14 protein-coding genes are annotated in these 17706 nt (G+C 64.7%); 13 read left to right on the top strand and 1 reads right to left on the bottom strand.

The genetic code is table 11. The annotated features are described in order from the left end of the window. Window positions 1-24 precede the first annotated feature (24 nt). The 13 genes from B5M41_RS00520 to B5M41_RS00460 all read left to right on the top strand — a co-directional run bounded on the left by B5M41_RS00520 (window position 25) and on the right by B5M41_RS00460 (window position 16105). Window positions 25-2196, top strand: a complete 2172-nt coding sequence (locus tag B5M41_RS00520; protein WP_134651003.1) for a TonB-dependent siderophore receptor — start codon at window positions 25-27, stop codon at window positions 2194-2196. A gap of 222 nt (window positions 2197-2418) precedes the next feature. Further along, a complete protein-coding gene (locus tag B5M41_RS00515) occupies window positions 2419-2637 on the top strand; it encodes a hypothetical protein (protein WP_134651004.1) in 219 nt (72 codons plus the stop codon). Between the two features lie 157 nt (window positions 2638-2794). Next, the gene (locus B5M41_RS00510; RefSeq protein WP_167719342.1) at window positions 2795-4120 is read left to right on the top strand and encodes a GGDEF domain-containing protein; all 1326 of its coding nucleotides are present in this window, start codon (window positions 2795-2797) and stop codon (window positions 4118-4120) included. A gap of 84 nt (window positions 4121-4204) precedes the next feature. Then, complete coding sequence (locus tag B5M41_RS00505; protein ID WP_134651006.1) at window positions 4205-5104, top strand: LysR substrate-binding domain-containing protein; 900 nt, start codon at window positions 4205-4207, stop codon at window positions 5102-5104. 199 nt (window positions 5105-5303) lie between these two features. Next, window positions 5304-6728, top strand: coding sequence for an aldehyde dehydrogenase (gene aldA, locus B5M41_RS00500; RefSeq protein WP_134651007.1), 1425 nt, complete (start codon window positions 5304-5306; stop codon window positions 6726-6728). Between the two features lie 33 nt (window positions 6729-6761). Beyond that, window positions 6762-7979, top strand: coding sequence for a mandelate racemase/muconate lactonizing enzyme family protein (locus B5M41_RS00495; RefSeq protein WP_134651008.1), 1218 nt, complete (start codon window positions 6762-6764; stop codon window positions 7977-7979). Window positions 7980-7989: 10 nt separating this feature from the next. Beyond that, window positions 7990-9603: a GMC family oxidoreductase gene (locus tag B5M41_RS00490; RefSeq protein WP_134651009.1), complete on the top strand. Its 1614-nt coding sequence runs from the start codon at window positions 7990-7992 to the stop codon at window positions 9601-9603. A 132-nt stretch (window positions 9604-9735) separates the two neighbouring features. Continuing rightward, window positions 9736-11232 (top strand): NAD-dependent succinate-semialdehyde dehydrogenase, encoded by a 1497-nt coding sequence (locus tag B5M41_RS00485; RefSeq protein WP_134651010.1) that lies wholly within the window; start codon window positions 9736-9738, stop codon window positions 11230-11232. 142 nt (window positions 11233-11374) lie between these two features. Then, window positions 11375-12748, top strand: coding sequence for an aspartate aminotransferase family protein (locus B5M41_RS00480; protein WP_134651011.1), 1374 nt, complete (start codon window positions 11375-11377; stop codon window positions 12746-12748). 137 nt (window positions 12749-12885) lie between these two features. Then, the gene (locus B5M41_RS00475) at window positions 12886-14289 is read left to right on the top strand and encodes an aminotransferase-like domain-containing protein (RefSeq protein WP_134651012.1); all 1404 of its coding nucleotides are present in this window, start codon (window positions 12886-12888) and stop codon (window positions 14287-14289) included. Between the two features lie 101 nt (window positions 14290-14390). Further along, complete coding sequence (locus tag B5M41_RS00470; RefSeq protein ID WP_134651013.1) at window positions 14391-14777, top strand: DUF983 domain-containing protein; 387 nt, start codon at window positions 14391-14393, stop codon at window positions 14775-14777. Between the two features lie 465 nt (window positions 14778-15242). Next, complete coding sequence (locus B5M41_RS00465) at window positions 15243-15488, top strand: hypothetical protein (RefSeq protein ID WP_134651014.1); 246 nt, start codon at window positions 15243-15245, stop codon at window positions 15486-15488. 134 nt (window positions 15489-15622) lie between these two features. Next, window positions 15623-16105, top strand: coding sequence for an Lrp/AsnC family transcriptional regulator (locus B5M41_RS00460; RefSeq protein WP_134651015.1), 483 nt, complete (start codon window positions 15623-15625; stop codon window positions 16103-16105). 92 nt (window positions 16106-16197) lie between these two features. On the opposite strand, the gene B5M41_RS00455 is transcribed toward B5M41_RS00460, so the two are convergent. Further along, on the bottom strand, window positions 16198-17529 hold the full coding sequence (locus B5M41_RS00455) for a dicarboxylate/amino acid:cation symporter (RefSeq protein ID WP_134651016.1): 1332 nt from the start codon (window positions 17527-17529) through the stop codon (window positions 16198-16200). Between the last annotated feature and the right edge of the window lie 177 nt (window positions 17530-17706).

Below are 17706 nucleotides of genomic sequence, written 5' to 3'. Positions count from 1 at the left end.
TGAACTGCGTGGGATGTGTAGGGGATGATCACGTTGAAAAACCAAAAGAAAATCAGACTGGCCCTCGCCTGCGGGACCGCCGTCTGCGCCATGATCGCGTCGGCAGGCGCGTTCGCCCAGGAGCGTGCGACCCAGCTTGAGGAAGTACGCGTCGAGCAAGGTGCGGAGAATGCCGATACCGGTATCGAGCCGGTCAAGGGTCTTGTCGCAAAAACCACCCGTGCAGGCAGCAAGGCGGCCACGAAAATCAATGAGATTCCGCAGTCGGTCACGGTCGTCGGCCGCGAGCAGATCGATGCGCAAAGCCCACAGAAGGTTGACGAGGCGCTGCGTTATGTTGCCGGCGTGAACGCATCGACCTACGGCACGGATGCGGATACGGACTGGCTGTTCATTCGCGGCTTCCAGGCGGAACAGTCCGGCATTTTCCTGGACGGGCTGTCGCTCTATCAATCCGGCTTCGGCACCTTCCTGATCGATCCGTTCTTCCTGGAGCGCATGGATGTGGTGAAAGGGCCGAGTTCCGCGCTCTATGGCAGCGGCAATCCCGGCGGTTTCGTCGATCTGATCAGCAAGCGGCCGACGGATGAGCCGCTGCGCTATGTCGAGACCGGCATCAACAGCTTCGGCAACGGCTATCTTGGGCTCGACTTCAGCGATCAGCTCGGCGCGGACGACGCGGCCCGCTATCGTGTGACCGGCAAGGTTTCCGGCGGCGGTTGGGAAACGGACAAGGCGAAGGATTTCCGCGGCACGATTGCGCCAAGCCTTACCTGGCAGCCGGACGAGGATACCAGCCTCACCATCCTGAGCTCGTATCAGCATATCGACCTGACGCATACCAGCACCGGCTTCCTGCCCTATGTCGGGACGGTCATCGACGCGCCCGGGGGCATCCGTATCCCCCGTGACTTCTTCTATGGGGAAGAGGACTTCGACACCTACGATCGCCAGCAGGCGATGATCGGCTACGCTTTCGAACACCGGTTCGACAATGACTGGACGGTGCGCCAGAACCTGCGCTATGCGCGTGTTTCGCTTGAGGAAGATGCGCTTTATGCCAACGGCATTACGGGTACGACGCTGAATCGGTTCCGCTTCGCCCACGATACGGATGTCGGGTTGTTTACCGTGGACAACCAGCTTGAAGGCGCTGTGCAGACCGGCGAAGTCGAACATAACCTCTTGTTCGGATTGGACTATCGCCGCTATGGAATTGATCAGGTCCAGGCGTCCGGCAATGCTCCGGGCATCGATCTGCTCAACCCGGTCTATGGCGCGGCCCCCTCACCGCTCTTCCCGCCCTATCTGAACGAAGACCTCACCCGCAACCAGCTTGGTCTCTACGCGCAGGATCAGATCAAGTTCGGCGGCGGCTGGATCGTCACGCTGAACGGTCGCTACGACCTCGTTTCCACCGACATCGACAACCGCAACAACGGCACGTCGATGAGCAGCGACGACCGCGAATTCACCTGGCGCGCCGGGCTCGCCTATGAGTTTTCAAATGGCCTGACGCCCTATGTCAGCTACACCACTTCCTTCAACCCGACCACGGCGACAGATCCGGTCAACGGGCTGCTGCCGCCCGAAAAGGGGAAGCAGCTGGAGCTGGGCGTAAAATACCAGCCGGACTTCATGGACGGCCTGATCTCGGCCGCCTACTTCGACATCACCCGGCAGAACGTGCCGACCGCGCTCATGGAGAACGGCGTTTCCCGCAACTTCGCCATTGGCGAGGTGGATGCGCGGGGCTTCGAGACCTCGGTCCAGGCGAACGTGACGGAGGGCCTGAAGCTCATCGGCGCGTTCACCTATATCGACATGGAAGTGACCAAGGCGACCGGCGGTGCATTCGACGGCACGCCGGCCGGCAATACACCGATCCAGGTTCCGGACGTGACCGCGTCGCTATGGCTGGACTATGCCTTCCAGAACGAGACGCTGGACGGCGTGAGCGTGGCCGCCGGCGTGCGGCATGTCGGCCAATCCTGGGCGGACCGGGCGAATACGCTCAAGGTGCCGTCGGCGACGCTGGTGGACGCGGCCATCCGCTACCAGAAGGACAACTGGGCCGTCGCGCTCAACGTCGCCAACCTGTTCGACAAGGATTATGTGGCGAGTTGCCAGGGGCTCGGCTCGTGCGGCTACGGCGCGGGGCGCACCTTCATGCTGAAGGCGAGCACGAGCTGGTAGTTCGGGCGGACGGTTTTCGCCAGCATGACGTTTCAACGGAAGACCCGGCGGTTTTTCGCCGGGCTGGAGACGCTCATCCAAGCTGAATCATGCCTGCTCCCCGAGCGGGGAGACGGTCGGTAAGCTGCTGAAAATGGTTTCCCTCGTCCCCGCCAAGCGATATGGCTCAATTCATCGAGAGAGCAACGAGCCGCCGTGCTATGCTTATCAGAAGTGAGCGCCATGGATGAGACGACCGAGACGATGACGATCGCCAGCCGCGGCGATTTTGCCATTTGGGCTATCGAGCGAGCGAAGGCGATTGTCGCCGAACAGGGCGGCAACCTCGCGGTCGCCACCCGGGATCACGGCGACGAAGAGATTGCCACGTCAGCGAACGCGCTCGGCCAGGCCATCGTCGATGCGCTCCTGGAAGTCTTCGACGGCCTGACGGAACCGTAAGGTAGAGTGGCTGCCGCTCTGCCTCGTCTCATCGTCGCCGCTCGGGCGCTCCCTCTCGCGTGACCGCGCCGACCCTATTAATTCTGCATTAATTCGGCTCGCGCATATTTGCAGCTCACGCGGAATGAAACCGCTGTCCGAGGCGAGAAGCGAGCGCATGAGAATGCCCGAAATCGCAGTGAAAAGCGCGCTCCCACAGGAGACCGAAGCCGTGGGCATTCCTGCGCATGGCCGTTCCCGCCAGGATGTCGATTTCTGGATGAACTGCGTCGGCGCGCCCCTGGTGCTCGTCGAGATGCAAGACCTGACCGTTCGTCAGGCCAACCGCAACGCTGCGATCCTCTTCGGCCGCGGCCTGGAAGCCTTCAACCACTGTCAAATGGAAGAACTTGTCGGGCCGGAAGCCACCATGATGCTCGGCCAGATCTGGAACGTCGCGCCCGTGGGAACGCCCGGCGAGCCGTTCATCATCCCGGCACAGGTGCAGGGCCAGGAGCGCTCGCTCATGGTACAGGTCACGAAGATCGCGGTGGAGGACGAGACGCTTCGCCTCTTCACCTTCATGGACGCGCCGCCGCAGGGCTCGGTCGCGCTCGCCGGATGGCAGGACAACATGCTGTCGATGCTCAACTGGCTGCCCTTCGGTTTCGAGATCGCCAGCTCCGACGACCAGATTCAGTTCGCGAACTCCACTTTCAAGGAGCTGTTCGGCTTCTCGCAGGACGACATCTCCGACATCGAGGACTGGTGGCGCGTCGCCTATCCCGATCCCGAGTACCGCGCCTACGCCCGCAAACAGTGGTACGATTCCATTGCCGCCGCCCGCGCCGAGCAGCGGGAGATGACACCTTTCGACCTCGATGTTGCCACGGCAACCGGCCGGACGCGGACGATCCAGTTCCGCCACCGCACGATCGGCAATTTCAACATCAATCTCTATATCGACGTGACGCAGGAGCGCGCCGCCGCACGCGAGCTGAAGAGGCTCGCCGAGACAGACGCCCTGACGGGTGCCATGAACCGTCGCCGCCTGATGGACGAGGCCGCGCGCCTGCAAGCCGAGAGCGAAAATCGCAGCGCCGCCTGTGCCTTCCTGATGCTCGACATCGACCACTTCAAGTCGATCAACGACCGCTATGGCCACAGCGTGGGCGACCGCGTGCTGGTGGACTTCACCAGGCGCTGCCTCGACGCGTTGGAGCCGCGGGATCGTTTTGGACGCATGGGCGGCGAGGAATTCGCCGTGCTCCTGCGGCGGCCGGATGGCGCCGCAATCGCCGACGCGGCGGAAAAGCTCCGCTCTGCCGTCGGCTCCACGCCCTTCCGGATCGATCACCACGACCTTGCCATTACCGTCAGCATCGGCGCCGTGCTGTGCGACCCCGAGACAAGCCTTGAAGCCGGGATTTCACGGGCCGACAACGCGCTCTACATGGCGAAGGAAGCCGGGCGTGACCGCGTCATCATGTGGAAAGCCCCCTAACCGGCCGCCAGCCGCCCATTTCGCTATGCCGTGCGCCGACTTGGCGTATGATACCGGCGAGTTCCAATGTCGCATGAGAGGACGATGCGCAAACTTCCCGGCCTGTCGGCCATGAAGGTTTTCGAAGTGGTTGGCCAGACCCGCAGCTTCACGCGGGCCGCCGAGCGGCTGAACCTGACGCAGAGCGCCGTCAGCAAGCAGATCAAGAGCCTGGAAGACGATATCCGCGAGCCGCTGATCATCCGGCGCCATCACCGCCTTGAGCTGACGCCGGCCGGCGCCGCCTTGCTCGAAACCGTGCAGCAGGCATTTCACGATATCGAGACATCACTGCGCGGCATTGCCGACAAGCAGAACCGCAACCGGCTGCGCATCAACGTTCCCGCGACATTCGCCCGGCGCTGGCTGATGCCGCGGCTTGCCGATCTCAGGCGCACCCTGCCCGACATCGATCTCAGCATCGGTACCGAGGCCGCAGACAGCCTTGCGGAGCGCGGTCTCCTTGATTGTGCCATCCGCTTCGGCGATGGCGAGTGGCCCACGCTCGATGCCAGCCTGCTGATCAGCGAGGAACATATCGCCGTCGCTGCGCCCGGACTTGTCGACGGCAGGCCGCTTGCCACACCCGCCGACCTTGCGCAATTCACCTTCCTGCATGTGCTGGCTGCCCCCGACCAGCGCTATCTCACCTGGCGGCACTGGCTGGACGCAGCCGGCTGTCCCGAACTCGACACCAGCCACGGCCTTGAATTCGACGTGCTCGACCTCGCAATCGAGGCGGCGCGCGCGGGCCTCGGCGTCACCATCGCCGACCGCTCCATGGTGGCCGCCGATCTGGCTGCCGGCACGCTGCGCCAGCTCTTCGATATCGCCGTCGACGGCCATGAATCCTACTGGCTCGTCACCCGTCCCCGTGCCGTGGTCTCACCCGCACTCGCCGCATTCCGGACCTGGCTCTTCGCGCAAGCCGGGCGGGCCGGCTGAGGCCTCGAGCATTCCCCGGCGGAATACCTCACCCGAAAATTCCTCGTTTGCGCATTTCCACCACCCCCGCGACACTTGCCCGGTGGACTGGCCAAGTGGAGTGTCCAAGTGGACTGGCGCCGGAGAGGCGTCGTGCGCCGCTCGCTCATCCTCTCCCGGCCATCCTCCAGCGAAGAGGGCGCCAGCCGAGATGGGACACATGCGCGAATTCCGCAACTTCATTGCCGGCCGCTTCGAGCGGGCCGCCTCGTCCGAAGAGATTTCCGTGCGCAATCCCGCCACGGGCGAGGTCATCGCCACCCTGCCGGCCACAAGCGAGGCGGAGGCGCTTTCCGCCGCCACCGCCGCCCGGCGGGTACAGCCCGCATGGCGCGCCCTGCCCGCCATCGCGCGCGGCGACGCCTTACGCCGGCTGGCCGATGCGCTGACCGCCCGGGCCAGCGAGATCGGCGCGGCACTCGCCGCCGAATCCGGCAAGAGCCTTGACGATGCGACCGGCGAAGTGACCTACGGCGTCGAACTGCTGCGCTACCACGCCGAATGGGCGCGGCGCATCGAGGGCGAGGTCATCGAGAGCGACAATCCAGACGAGACGCTCATGCTGCGTCGCGAGCCCATCGGCGTCGTCGCCTGCCTCATCCCGTTCAACTATCCGATCTATACTCTGGTGCGGAAGATCGCGCCCGCGCTGATTGCCGGCAATGCGGTCCTCGTGCGGCCGAGCAACAACACGCCCCTCTCCGCCCTGGTCTTTGCCGAGGCGGTGCAGGCGGCGGGTCTGCCGGAGGGGCTCGTCAGCATTCTCGCCATGAACCACGATACCGCCCGTGCGCTCTGCACCCATCCGGCCGTGGGCATGATCACGTTGACCGGCAGCGTGGCCGCGGGGCAGGTCGTCCTCGATTACTGCAAGGAAAACATCGCCAAGCCCTCGCTGGAACTGGGCGGCAAGACGCCTGTCATCGTCGAGCCCGACGCCGATATCGACGCGGTGGCGGCGATGATCGTCGCAGCCAAGACGAACCATTGCGGCCAGGTCTGCACCAGTCCGGAACGGCTCTATGTGCACGAGGCAGTGCATGACCGCCTGCTGGCGAGGCTGAAGGAGGCCTTCGCCGCCCGGACGTTCGGCGACCGTGCGGAGGATGCCGCGCGCATGGGCCCGCTCGTCAGTGACGCCGCCCGACAGCGCGTCCATGCCATGGTGGAGCGCGCGCGAGCGGCGGGCGCCCGCGTCGAAGTTGGTGGTTTCCTGCCCGAAGGCGCGGGTTTCTTCTATCCGCCCACGCTGCTTTCCGACTGCCGGCAGGATATGGAAATCGTGCGCGAGGAGGTGTTCGGCCCGGTTCTCGCCGTGCTGCGCTATGCCACCTTCGAGGAGGCGCTGGCGCTGGCGAACGACCATCAATATGGCCTCAGTGCCGTGCTCTTCACCGAGAGCTATCGCAAGGCCATGCGCGCCGCAGCGACCGTCGAGGCCGGCGAACTCTATATCAACCGCCTGCCCGCCGATCCCTATCAGGGCTTCCATGCCGGCTGGAAGAAATCCGGCCTTGGCGGCGACGACGGCAAGCACGGCATGCTGGAATTCACGCAAACACGGCTTGTCGTGTTCAAGCACTGAGCGCCCATCGATTTCACGAAGACGGGGGAAACCATGAAGATCGCCTCTCTCACGACCCATATCGTCGCGGTGCCGCCGCCGCATATCGGCGGCATGTACTGGATCTTCGTGCGGCTGCGCACCGAATGCGGCATCGAGGGCGTGGGCGAAATCTACGCCACCGCCTTTCATCCGGCCGCGATGACGGCGCTGATCGACGACGTCTTCGAGCGCTACCTGCTGGGCCATGATCCGCACCGGATCGAGCGCTTCTGGCGAGCGGCCTATTCCAGCGGCTTCACCCAGCGCCCCGACCCCACCATGATGGGCATCATCTCCGGATTGGAGATCGCCTGCTGGGATATTATCGGCAAGGCCGCCGGCCGGCCGGTCTGCGACCTGCTCGGCGGCACGGTGCACGAGAAGTTGCGCGCCTATACCTATCTCTATCCCGTCAATGCGGCCGGCGAATATGATTACAACGACCCGGACCTTGCCGCCGACTATGCGGTGAAGATGGTCGAGATGGGCTTCACCGCGGTCAAGTTCGACCCGGCCGGCCCCTATACGGATTACTCCGGCCATCAGCTCTCGCTCGCCGTGATGGACCGCTGCGAGGCGTTCTGCCGCAAGATCCGCGACGCCATCGGCTCGCGCGCCGACATCCTGTTCGGCACACATGGCCAGATGGTGCCCTCCTCGGCGATCCGCCTCGCCCGGCGTCTGGAGAAATACGATCCGCTCTGGTTCGAGGAACCGGTGCCGCCCGGCCAGGAGGCCGCGATGGCGGAGGTCGCGCGGGCGACCTCCATCCCGATCTCGACCGGCGAGCGGCTGACGACGAAGTACGAATTCCAGCGCGTTCTTGAGGAGAAGGCCGCCTCGATCCTTCAGATGAACGTGGCGCGTGTCGGCGGCCTGCTGGAAGCCAAGAAGATCGCGGGCATGGCAGAGGCGCAATACGCGCAGATCGCGCCCCACCTCTACAACGGCCCCGTCGGCGCGGCCGCCAGCATCCAGCTTTCGGCAGCGACCCCGAACTTCCTTATCCACGAGGCCATCGTGGATTTCTCGGGCTTCCACGCCGAGATCCTGAAGACGAAGCTCTGCGTGGAGGACGGTTACATCATTCCGTCGCGCGAGCCCGGCCTTGGCGTCGAACTCGATCTCGACGTGGTGGAGCGCCACTCGCCCTATACCGGCGCGCGGCTTCACCTGCAGATGGCAAGCGAGCCTGCCGACGTGAAGGCGCTTGCCCCGGCGCGCGGCTGAGGGCGCGGCCATGCAATACGACTATATCGTCGTCGGTGCCGGATCCGCGGGATGCATCCTGGCGAGCCGTCTCAGCCAGGACGGCCGGCATTCCGTGCTCGTGGTCGAGGCCGGTGGCAGCGACCGTTCCTTCTGGTTCCAGATCCCCGTCGGCTATGCGCGCAGCTATTACGATCCGCGCGTCAACTGGATGTACCAGAGCGAGCCGGAAGGCGCACTGAACGGCCGGCGCGTCTACGTGCCGCGCGGCAAGGTGCAGGGCGGGTCGGGCTCGATCAACGCCATGATCTTCGTGCGCGGGGCGAAAGCGGATTTCGACGATTGGGCCCGCGCGGGAAATCCCGGCTGGGGGCATGACGACGTCCTGCCCTATTTTCGTCAACTCGAAAGCCATGCCGGCGGGGCGTCCGAGTGGCATGGCGCCGAGGGACCGATCCATGTCACGCCGATGCGCGGCATGACGCATCCGATCACCGACGCCTTTCTCGAGAGCTGCCGCGCGCTCGGCCTGCCCATGAACGCGGATTTCAACGGCGCGGACATCGAGGGCGCGGGCGTCTACGATATCAACACGAACAAGGGGCGGCGCTCCCATTCCAGTGCGGAATATCTGCGCCCGGCACTCGACCGTGCCAATCTGGCGATTGAACGGGACGCGCTGGTCGAGCGGCTGACCTTTGCGCAAGACGGCCGCGTCAGCGGCATCGAGGTTGTCCAAAACGGTGTGAAGCGCCGCTTTACCGCCCGTCGCGAGGTGGTGCTGGCAGCCGGCGCCATCGGCAGTCCGCAGATCATGCAGCTTTCCGGCCTTGGCGACGGCGACCGGCTGAAGGATCTCGGCATTGCCGTGCGCCGGCATCTGCCCGCCGTGGGCCAAAACCTTCAGGACCATCTGTGCGCCAGCTACTATTTTCGCGCAACGATCCCGACTCTGAACGGCGCATTCGCCAGCCTGTTCGGCCAGGCGCGGCTCGGGCTGCAATATCTTCTGACCCGCAAGGGTCCGTTCGCGATGAGCGTCAACCAGGCGGGCGGTTTCTTTCGCGGCGCGCCGGACGAGGCAGGGCCGAACATCCAGCTCTATTTCAACCCTCTCTCCTACCGCATTCCAGCCGAGCCGAAGGCAGGACTGAAGCCCGAGCCCTATCCCGGCTACCTGATCTGCTTCAATGCCTGCCGGCCGCAAAGCCGCGGCAGCGTGACGATCACCTCTGCCGAGCCGCATGTCGCGCCGGCGATCCGGCCCAACTATCTCTCCACCGACAGGGATATTGCGGACGTGTTGCAGGGCAACCGGCTGGTGCGGCGGATCGCGGCGCAGGCCGCGCTCGCCACCGTGACATCGGAGGAAGTGTCTCCCGGACCCGCAATTGATGGCGACGCGGCGCTGCTGGCCTATTTCCGCGACAATGCCGGTTCGATCTACCATCCGTGCGGCACCTGCGCGATGGGCCCGGATGCCGGCACGGCGGTCGTCGACAGCAGGCTAAGGGTGCATGGCGTGGCGGGCCTGCGCGTTGTCGACGCCTCGATCTTTCCCAACATCACCGCCGGCAACATCAACGCGCCGACCATGATGGTGGCGGAAAAGGGCGCCGCGATGATCCTCGAAGAGGCACGCTAGGCGACACCATCGGGTAGAGAGATTGTCTACACGCCGAGACGCATTTGGCCCAAGTCTCTGCTGCCAGCCCACCCAATAGACAATTTGACCGCCATCCTCTGGCAGACTTTCGGCACATCAGAGGAGGCCTTCATGACCGCCACATTCGCCCGTCCCGCTTTTCACGAAGCCCTTGCCCGGCTTGCCGATCCACATTTGTTGCGCAGCCTCGCCTATGTCGATGGCCGCTGGGTGGCGGGGCGTGATGGCGCAAGCTTTGCGGTGACGGACCCCGGCTCGGGCACGACGCTCGGCTGGGTCGCGGCGCTCGACGGCGCGCAGGCGGATCAGGCGATTGCCGCCGCAAGCAGCGCCTTCCCGGCATGGCGGGACCGGCTGCCGCAGGAGCGTGCGAAAATTCTGCGCAAATGGCACGACCTGATGCTGGAGGCCCGCGAGGACCTCGCGCTGCTGATGACGCTGGAACAGGGCAAGCCGCTGGCCGAATCCCGCGGTGAGATCGACTATGCGGCGTCCTTCATCGAGTGGTATGCCGAGGACGGAAAGCGCCTCAACGCCGAAAGCGTCACCAGCCACCTTCCCGGCGCCGAGATGATCGTGCGCCGCGAGGCGCTCGGCGTCGCCGGCATCGTCACGCCGTGGAATTTCCCGTCTGCCATGGTGACGCGCAAGGCCGCGGCAGCGCTTGCCGCCGGCTGCACCGTCGTCGCCCACCCATCCAGTGAAACCCCGCTCTCCGCGCTCGCGCTTGCCGAACTCGGCGAGCGGGCCGGCCTTCCCGCCGGCGTCTTCAATGTCGTGACGGGCGACGCCGCGACCATCGTCGGGCGGATGAATGCCGATGCCCGCGTGCGTGCTCTCAGCTTCACCGGCTCGACGGAAATCGGCAAGCTGATCGCCGGCCAGTGCGCACCCACCATGAAGCGGCTCGTCATGGAACTCGGCGGCCACGCGCCGCTGGTCATCTTCGCCGACGCCGATATCGACAAGGCCGCCGATATCGCGATCAACGCGAAATTCGCGACCTCCGGGCAGGATTGCCTCGCCGCCAACCGCATCTATGTCGAGCGCCCTGTGCTTGCCGCCTTCACGGCCGCCTTCAAGGCCCGCATCGAGGCGCTGAAGGTCGGCGGCGGGCTGGAGGACGGTGTCGAGATCGGCCCGCTGATGCACGAACGCGCCGTCGCCAAGGTGGAGGAACAGGTGGCCGACGCTGTCGCGCGCGGCGCGACGCTGCTGACAGGCGGCAGCCGCCACCCGGCCGGCCCGCTGTTCTACACGCCGACACTCCTGGCCGGCGTGACGGACGACGCGCTGATCATGCGTGAAGAAACCTTCGGCCCGGTCGCCGGCATCAGCGTCTTCGACAGCGAGGCGGAGGTGGTGGCGCGCGCCAACGACACCGAATATGGCCTCGTCGCCTATGTCGTGACCGAAAACGGCGCCCGCCAGATGCGGCTTGCCCGCGCGCTGGAATACGGCATGGTGGCGATCAACCGCGTGAAGATCACCGGCGGCCCGATCCCCTTCGGCGGCTGGAAACAGTCCGGCCTCGGCCGCGAAGGCTCCCGCCACGGCATGGAGGCCTTCACCGAACTGAAATATCTCTGCATCGACACGGCTGCCTGATCCCGGGCTTCAATTTCTCGGTCGTCATCCTCGGGCTTGGCCCGAGGATGACGGTGGAGAGGGCAGACACCAAGGATCAAAACGGGAAGAGTGTACGACCGTGATCCAGAATTCTGAAACAACGACTTTGAAAGGAAAGACCATGCTCGACCAACGCAACGAACTGACCGCCTGGGACCGCGACCATTTCTTCCATCCCTCCACCCATATGGGCATGCATGCGCGCGGCGAAACGCCGACCCGCGTCATCGGCGGCGGCGAAGGCGTCTACATCACCGATACCAGCGGCAAGACCAGCCTCGATGCCTTTGCCGGCCTCTATTGCGTGAATGTCGGCTACGGTCGCCAGAAGATCGCCGATGCGATCGCCGAGCAGGCCAAGAACCTCGCCTATTACCACGCCTATGTCGGCCACGGCACGGAAGCGTCGATCACGCTTGCCAAGATGATTATCGACCGCGCGCCCGAGGGCATGAGCCGCGTCTATTTCGGCCTGTCCGGCTCGGACGCCAATGAAACCAACATCAAGCTCATCTGGTACTACAACAACATTCTGGGCCGCCCCGAGAAGAAGAAGATCATTTCCCGCTGGCGCGGCTATCACGGCTCCGGCGTCATGACCGGCTCGCTCACCGGCCTCAGCGTCTTCCACAATGCCTTCGACCTGCCGCGCGCACCCGTTCTGCACACGGAGGCCCCCTATTTCTATCGTCGGCCGGACCGCTCGATGGACGAGGAGCAGTTCGCGCAATACTGCGCCGACAAGCTGGAAGAAATGATCCTGGCCGAGGGGCCGGACACCGTGGCGGCCTTCATCGGTGAGCCGATCCTCGGCACGGGCGGCATCGTCCCGCCGCCGAAGGGCTACTGGCAGAAGATCCAGGCCGTGCTCGACAAGTACGACATCCTCCTGGTCGCCGACGAGGTCGTGACGGGCTTCGGTCGTCTCGGCACGATGTTCGGCTCGGATCATTACGGCATGAAGCCGGCGCTGATCACCATCGCCAAGGGTCTCACCTCCGCCTATGCGCCGCTCTCCGGCACCATTGTCTCGGACAAGGTCTGGGAGGTCCTCGTCAAGGGTTCCGACGAGCTCGGCCCGATCGGCCATGGCTGGACCTACTCGTCGCATCCGATCTGCGCGGCGGCCGGCGTCGCCAATCTCGAGCTGGTCGATGAACTCGGCCTCGTCGAGAACGCCGGAACCGTCGGCGCCTATTTCCGCAGCGAACTCGCCAAGGCCGTGCGCGACCACAAGCATGTCGGCGACGTGCGCGGCGATGGCCTGATGGCGGCAGTCGAATTCGTCGAGGACCGCGACGACCGCGTCTTCTTCGATCCTGCGAAGAAGATCGGACCACAGGTCTCGGCCGCGCTTCTCGAGCGCGGCGTCATCGGCCGCGCCATGCCGCAGGGCGATATCCTCGGCTTTGCGCCCCCGCTTTGCCTGACGAAGGACGAGGCCGATATCGTCGTGAAGGCGACCGCCGACGCGGTGAAGGCCGTGCTCGGCTGACGTGACAGAAACGAGGGCCGTCATCCGGCGGCCCTCGCTCCTTGAGGATAGAGAAAGCCGCTACGGCGCATTCTCCTGATGACAGGCGGACATACAGGCAATATACAGTCAATACCCGTTTGACTGGAACCTGTGACATGAAGACCTGGCATCCCGATCTCGGTCGGAGCAGCAGTCCCCTCTACATGGCAATCGCCGACCTGATCGAACTGGACCTGAAAAGCGGCCAGCTTTCGCCCGGTGACAAGCTGCCGACCCATCGCGATCTCGCCCGCCGGCTCGCCATCGACGTCACCACCGTGGCGCGCGGCTATGTGGAGGCGCAAAAGCGCGGGCTCGTCCAGTCCCATGTCGGCCGCGGCACTTTCGTCTCCGGTATCGAGAGCCCGAGGGCGAACCCGCCGGCCACGACGCCTCCCGACGATCGCCGCGCCGCGGTTCTCGACCTCTCCATGAACATGCCGCCCGAGCCGGACGACCCGGCGCTCATCGCGCGCATGCGCGAAGGCCTTGCGACCGTTTCCGCCGATCTTCTGCCGCTCCTGCGCTACCAGGGTTTCGGCGGCGCCGCGATGGACAAGGAGGCGGCCGCGTCCTGGCTTGGACGCCGCGACGTGCGCGCGCCGGCCGAGCGCATCTTCGTCACGCCGGGCGCGCACCCGGCCCTGCTGGCTATCCTTTCAATACTCGCGAAGCCGGGCGAGACGGTGCTTTCGGAAAACATCACCTATCCGGGCCTGCGCTCCATCGCCGCGCAACTGCGGCTCAGGATCTGCGGCCTGCCGATGGACGCGGATGGCATCCTGCCCGATGCCTTCGCCGATGCCTGCAAACGCGAGCAACCGAGAGCGCTGTATCTCAATCCGACCCTGCAAAACCCGCTGACGTTGACCATGTCGCAAGCCCGGCGGCAGGCGATCGTGGACATCGCACGGCATTACCGGGTGCCCGTAATCGAGGACGACGCCTATGGCTTCCTGCCGACACGGGGGCCGGCGGCGCTGGCCTCGCTCGCCCCCGAGCTGACCTGGTATATCGGCGGGCTTTCAAAATGCATCGGCGCGGGACTGCGCGTTGCCTACGTTGCGGCACCCGATGACAGCCGTTCCCTCTGGTCCTTCGCGGGCGCCATGCGCAGCGGCAATGTCATGGCCTCGCCGCTGACAACGGCGCTCGCCACCCGCTGGATCGGCGACGGCACGGCGGACGCGATCCTCGCCTTCCTGCGCGCGGAAGCCGCCGCGCGGCAGGAAATCGTCGCCGGGCTGCTGCCTGCCGGAAGCTACAGCGCTGACGCCGTCAGCTTCAACATATGGCTGCCGCTGCCGCATGGCTGGACCCGTTCCATCTTCAGCGCCCATATGCGCAGCTGCGGCTTGGGCGTGGTCGCAAGCGACGCCTTCACCGTGGATGGCACGCCGCCCGAAGCCGTGCGCGTCTGCCTCGGCGGGCCCATCCCGCGCGCGCAGCTGCAATCCGCGCTGGAATTCATGGCGCATGCGCTGGAAGGGCCGCCGGAAATGGCCGGCTCCTTCTTCTGACGACCTGCGTCATCATGTCTAATCGACAGATTGACAGGATACGCACATCTATATGACTGCATTGAATGACAGGATTGAACGGTTACGAAAAGGCATGTGTCATGAGTGAGACCTATCCCGCACTTCCGCCCCTCCAAACGGGCATTCGCGGCCGGTGTCCGCGCTGCGGCCAGGGTCACCTGTTCAAGGGTTTCCTCAAGATGGCGCCGCGCTGCGAGGCCTGTGGGCTTGATTACGCCTTCGCCGATCCCGCCGATGGCCCGGCCTTCTTCGTCATGATCTTTGCCTGTATCCCGAGCGCGGCCCTCGCCGTGTGGCTGGAGGTGAATTACAATGCGTCGCTGTTGACGCAGCTCTTTGTGACCGGCCCCTTCATGCTGCTCACCTGTATCCCGCCTTTGCGCCCGCTCAAGGGATGGCTCGTCGCGAGCCAATATTTCTACAAGGCCGAACAGGGCCAGCTCGTACGCCGGTCCGAGAACACCTGACCCAACCCTGTGTCGTGCCGGCCATGCCGGTGCGACCGTCCGGTCCTGCCGTGAAGCCGCGCGTGCGGTCACGGTCCGCCGACCTCAGACGCCTGACGGCTGTCCTGCCCCCTATTTGCCGTTCTCCTCATGCGTCGCAGCCGCTGTTTGGCACGACCGTCGCTGATGCTGCGTCGGTCCATGCTGCCCCCAATGCGGCAACACAAATTCCATCTCTTTTATAGACTTCTTTTCGGAACGTTCTTTTCCGTTCAGCGCCCCGACGCAAACCGCATGCCTCGCGGGCGGATAGGCAATGCCCGTAAGCTCTGGCCCATAAGCTCTGGAACGAAACAACGGCGGGCGCATTACCACGCGGCTGCCGGCTCCGCCGGGCGTCAAGACGGCCACGTTAACCATTTGTTAACCAAACTGCCGGACCCTCGCCGATCTGGGGCTCGATATCCGAACGGAAGGAGACGCCGAATGACACTGATGACGATGCCGGGCAAGATGAGGCAGGATGGCCAGCACACGCTCCTCGTCATGCGCGACGAGCGCAGGTGCCAGGCGGTCTGCATCGTCGATGACGGCACGATCGGCGACGTCACCACCAAGCTCGGCCTTATCGAGGCCATTGCCAGCCGCAAGCTCGCGGATGGCGAACTCGCCTTCGACGGGCGCGTCTGGATCACCCCCGCCGACATGCCCGTGCCTGCCGCCATATCCTGAGCCTGATCCCGAGCCCGGGCGGACCGGATATGGTGGAGAGCTTGTACGACGCGGCACGGGAGAGATAGGCCGGCCGCTGCAATTCGGATATAGCAGGTCGCCACCGATCTGACGCCGCCCGGAGAGCGCCCCGCATGAAACTCGACGCCATCGACCTGCGCATCCTGGAAGCCATCCAGGAGAACGGGCGCATCACCAAGCTGGCGTTGGCGGAGAAGGCGGGCCTGTCTCCCACGCCCTGCTGGCTGCGGCTGCGCAAGCTTGAGAAGGCCGGCATCGTCACCGGCTATCATGCGCGCGTTGCCGTGCGGCGTGTCGCGCCGGTGGCGAGCGTCATGATGGAAGTGACGCTGGCAAATCACCGGCAGGCGGATTTCGAACGCTTCGAGCGCGCCGTCGCCGCCACGCCGGAAATCGTGGCCTGCTGGTCCGTCGGCGGCGGCGTGGATTACATCCTGCGTATCATGGCCCCCGACATCGACGCCTATCAGCGGCTGGTCGACGGCCTGCTGGACCGCGAACTCGGCATCGACCGCTATTTCACCTACATCGTCACCAAGACGGTGAAGGAGGAAACGGTGCTGCCGCTCGCGACCCTCCTGCCCGCGCGCGACTGAAACGCAGGGCAAACGCCTGAAAGCAGAACGCCCGGGCGCAGGGCCCGGGCGCTACGGCACCGCCTTGGCGGGACCATACGATGGTGTGCGGCTTATTCGGCCGGCTGGAGCACCGGAACCTCTTCGGGCAGCGGAAGGGCATTGCCGTTCAGCGCTTCGTTGAGACGCTCCACGTCAAGCTCGTTTTCCCAACGGGCCACGACGATGGTCGCGACCGCGTTGCCGACGAAGTTGGTGAGCGCGCGGCATTCCGACATGAAGCGGTCGATGCCGAGGATCAGCGCCATGCCGGCGACCGGCACGGAGGGAACGACCGACAGCGTTGCGGCGAGCGTGATGAAGCCGGCGCCGGTGATGCCGGCAGCACCCTTGGAGCTCAGCATGGCGACGAGCAGAAGCAGGACCTGATCGGCGAAGGACAGCTGGATACCCACCGCCTGCGCGATGAACAGGGCCGCCAGCGTCATGTAGATATTGGTGCCGTCGAGGTTGAAGGAGTAGCCCGTCGGGATGACGAGGCCGACGACCGAGCGCTTGCAGCCGGCCTTTTCCATCTTCTGCATCAGGCCGGGAAGCGCCGCCTCGGAGGACGACGTGCCCAGCACGAGCAGCAGTTCTTCCTTGATGTAGCGGATGAGCGCGATGATGGAGAAGCCGTTGTAGCGCGCGACCGCACCCAGCACGACGAAGACGAAGAGGAACGACGTGATGTAGAAGGTGGCGATCAGGAAGGCGAGATTGGCCACCGAGCCGATGCCGTATTTGCCGATGGTGAAGGCCATGGCCCCGAAGGCGCCGATGGGCGCAGCCTTCATCAGGATGGCGACCAGGCGGAAGATCGGGCTGGTCAGCGACTGGAGGAAGTCGACGACCGGCTTGCCCTGGTCGCCCACCATGCCGAGCGCGACGCCGAACAGCACCGAGAAGAACAGAACCTGCAGGATATCCCCTTCGGCGAAGGCGCCGACGATGGTCTGCGGGATGATGTTCATCAGGAAGCCGGTGATGGTCGATTCATGCGCCTTGGTGGCGTAGGTCGCCACCGCATTGGCATCGAGCGTGGCCGGATCGATATTCATGCCCGCACCCGGCTGCACGACATTCGCGACGAGCATGCCCACGGCGAGCGCCAGAGTGGAAAAGGTGAGGAAGTAGATCATCGCCTTGCCGGCGACGCGCCCGACCTTTTTGAGATCCGACATGCCCGCGATACCGGTGGCGACCGTCAGGAAGATCACCGGTGCGATGATCATCTTGACGAGACGGATGAAGGCATCGCCGAGCGGCTTCAGGCTGGCGCCGAAATCCGGATAGAAGTGGCCGACGAGCATGCCGGCAACGATGGCGACGATCACCTGGAAATAGAGGTGACGATAAAATGGGAGAGGTGTGCGCGGATGCGTATCGACAGCCGAGATCTGCATGATTTCCTCCTGTGACACCCCAACCGGAAAACCGGCTCTTCCCGGGGTGGTTTGCTGAACATGACATTCCTTCAGCAAAGGCTGTGCCAGATCGCGGACCGTGCATTACACTGTTGAAATCAAAGAATAATTTTTGGCATCGGCAACCGACCCCCTCAGCAATGTGCGATAATCCGC

Source organism: Shinella sumterensis, from assembly GCF_004514425.2.
Taxonomy (GTDB): domain Bacteria; phylum Pseudomonadota; class Alphaproteobacteria; order Rhizobiales; family Rhizobiaceae; genus Shinella; species Shinella sumterensis.
The sequence above is the reverse complement of the archived record's forward strand: the minus strand, read 5'-3'. Positions and strand labels throughout refer to the sequence as shown.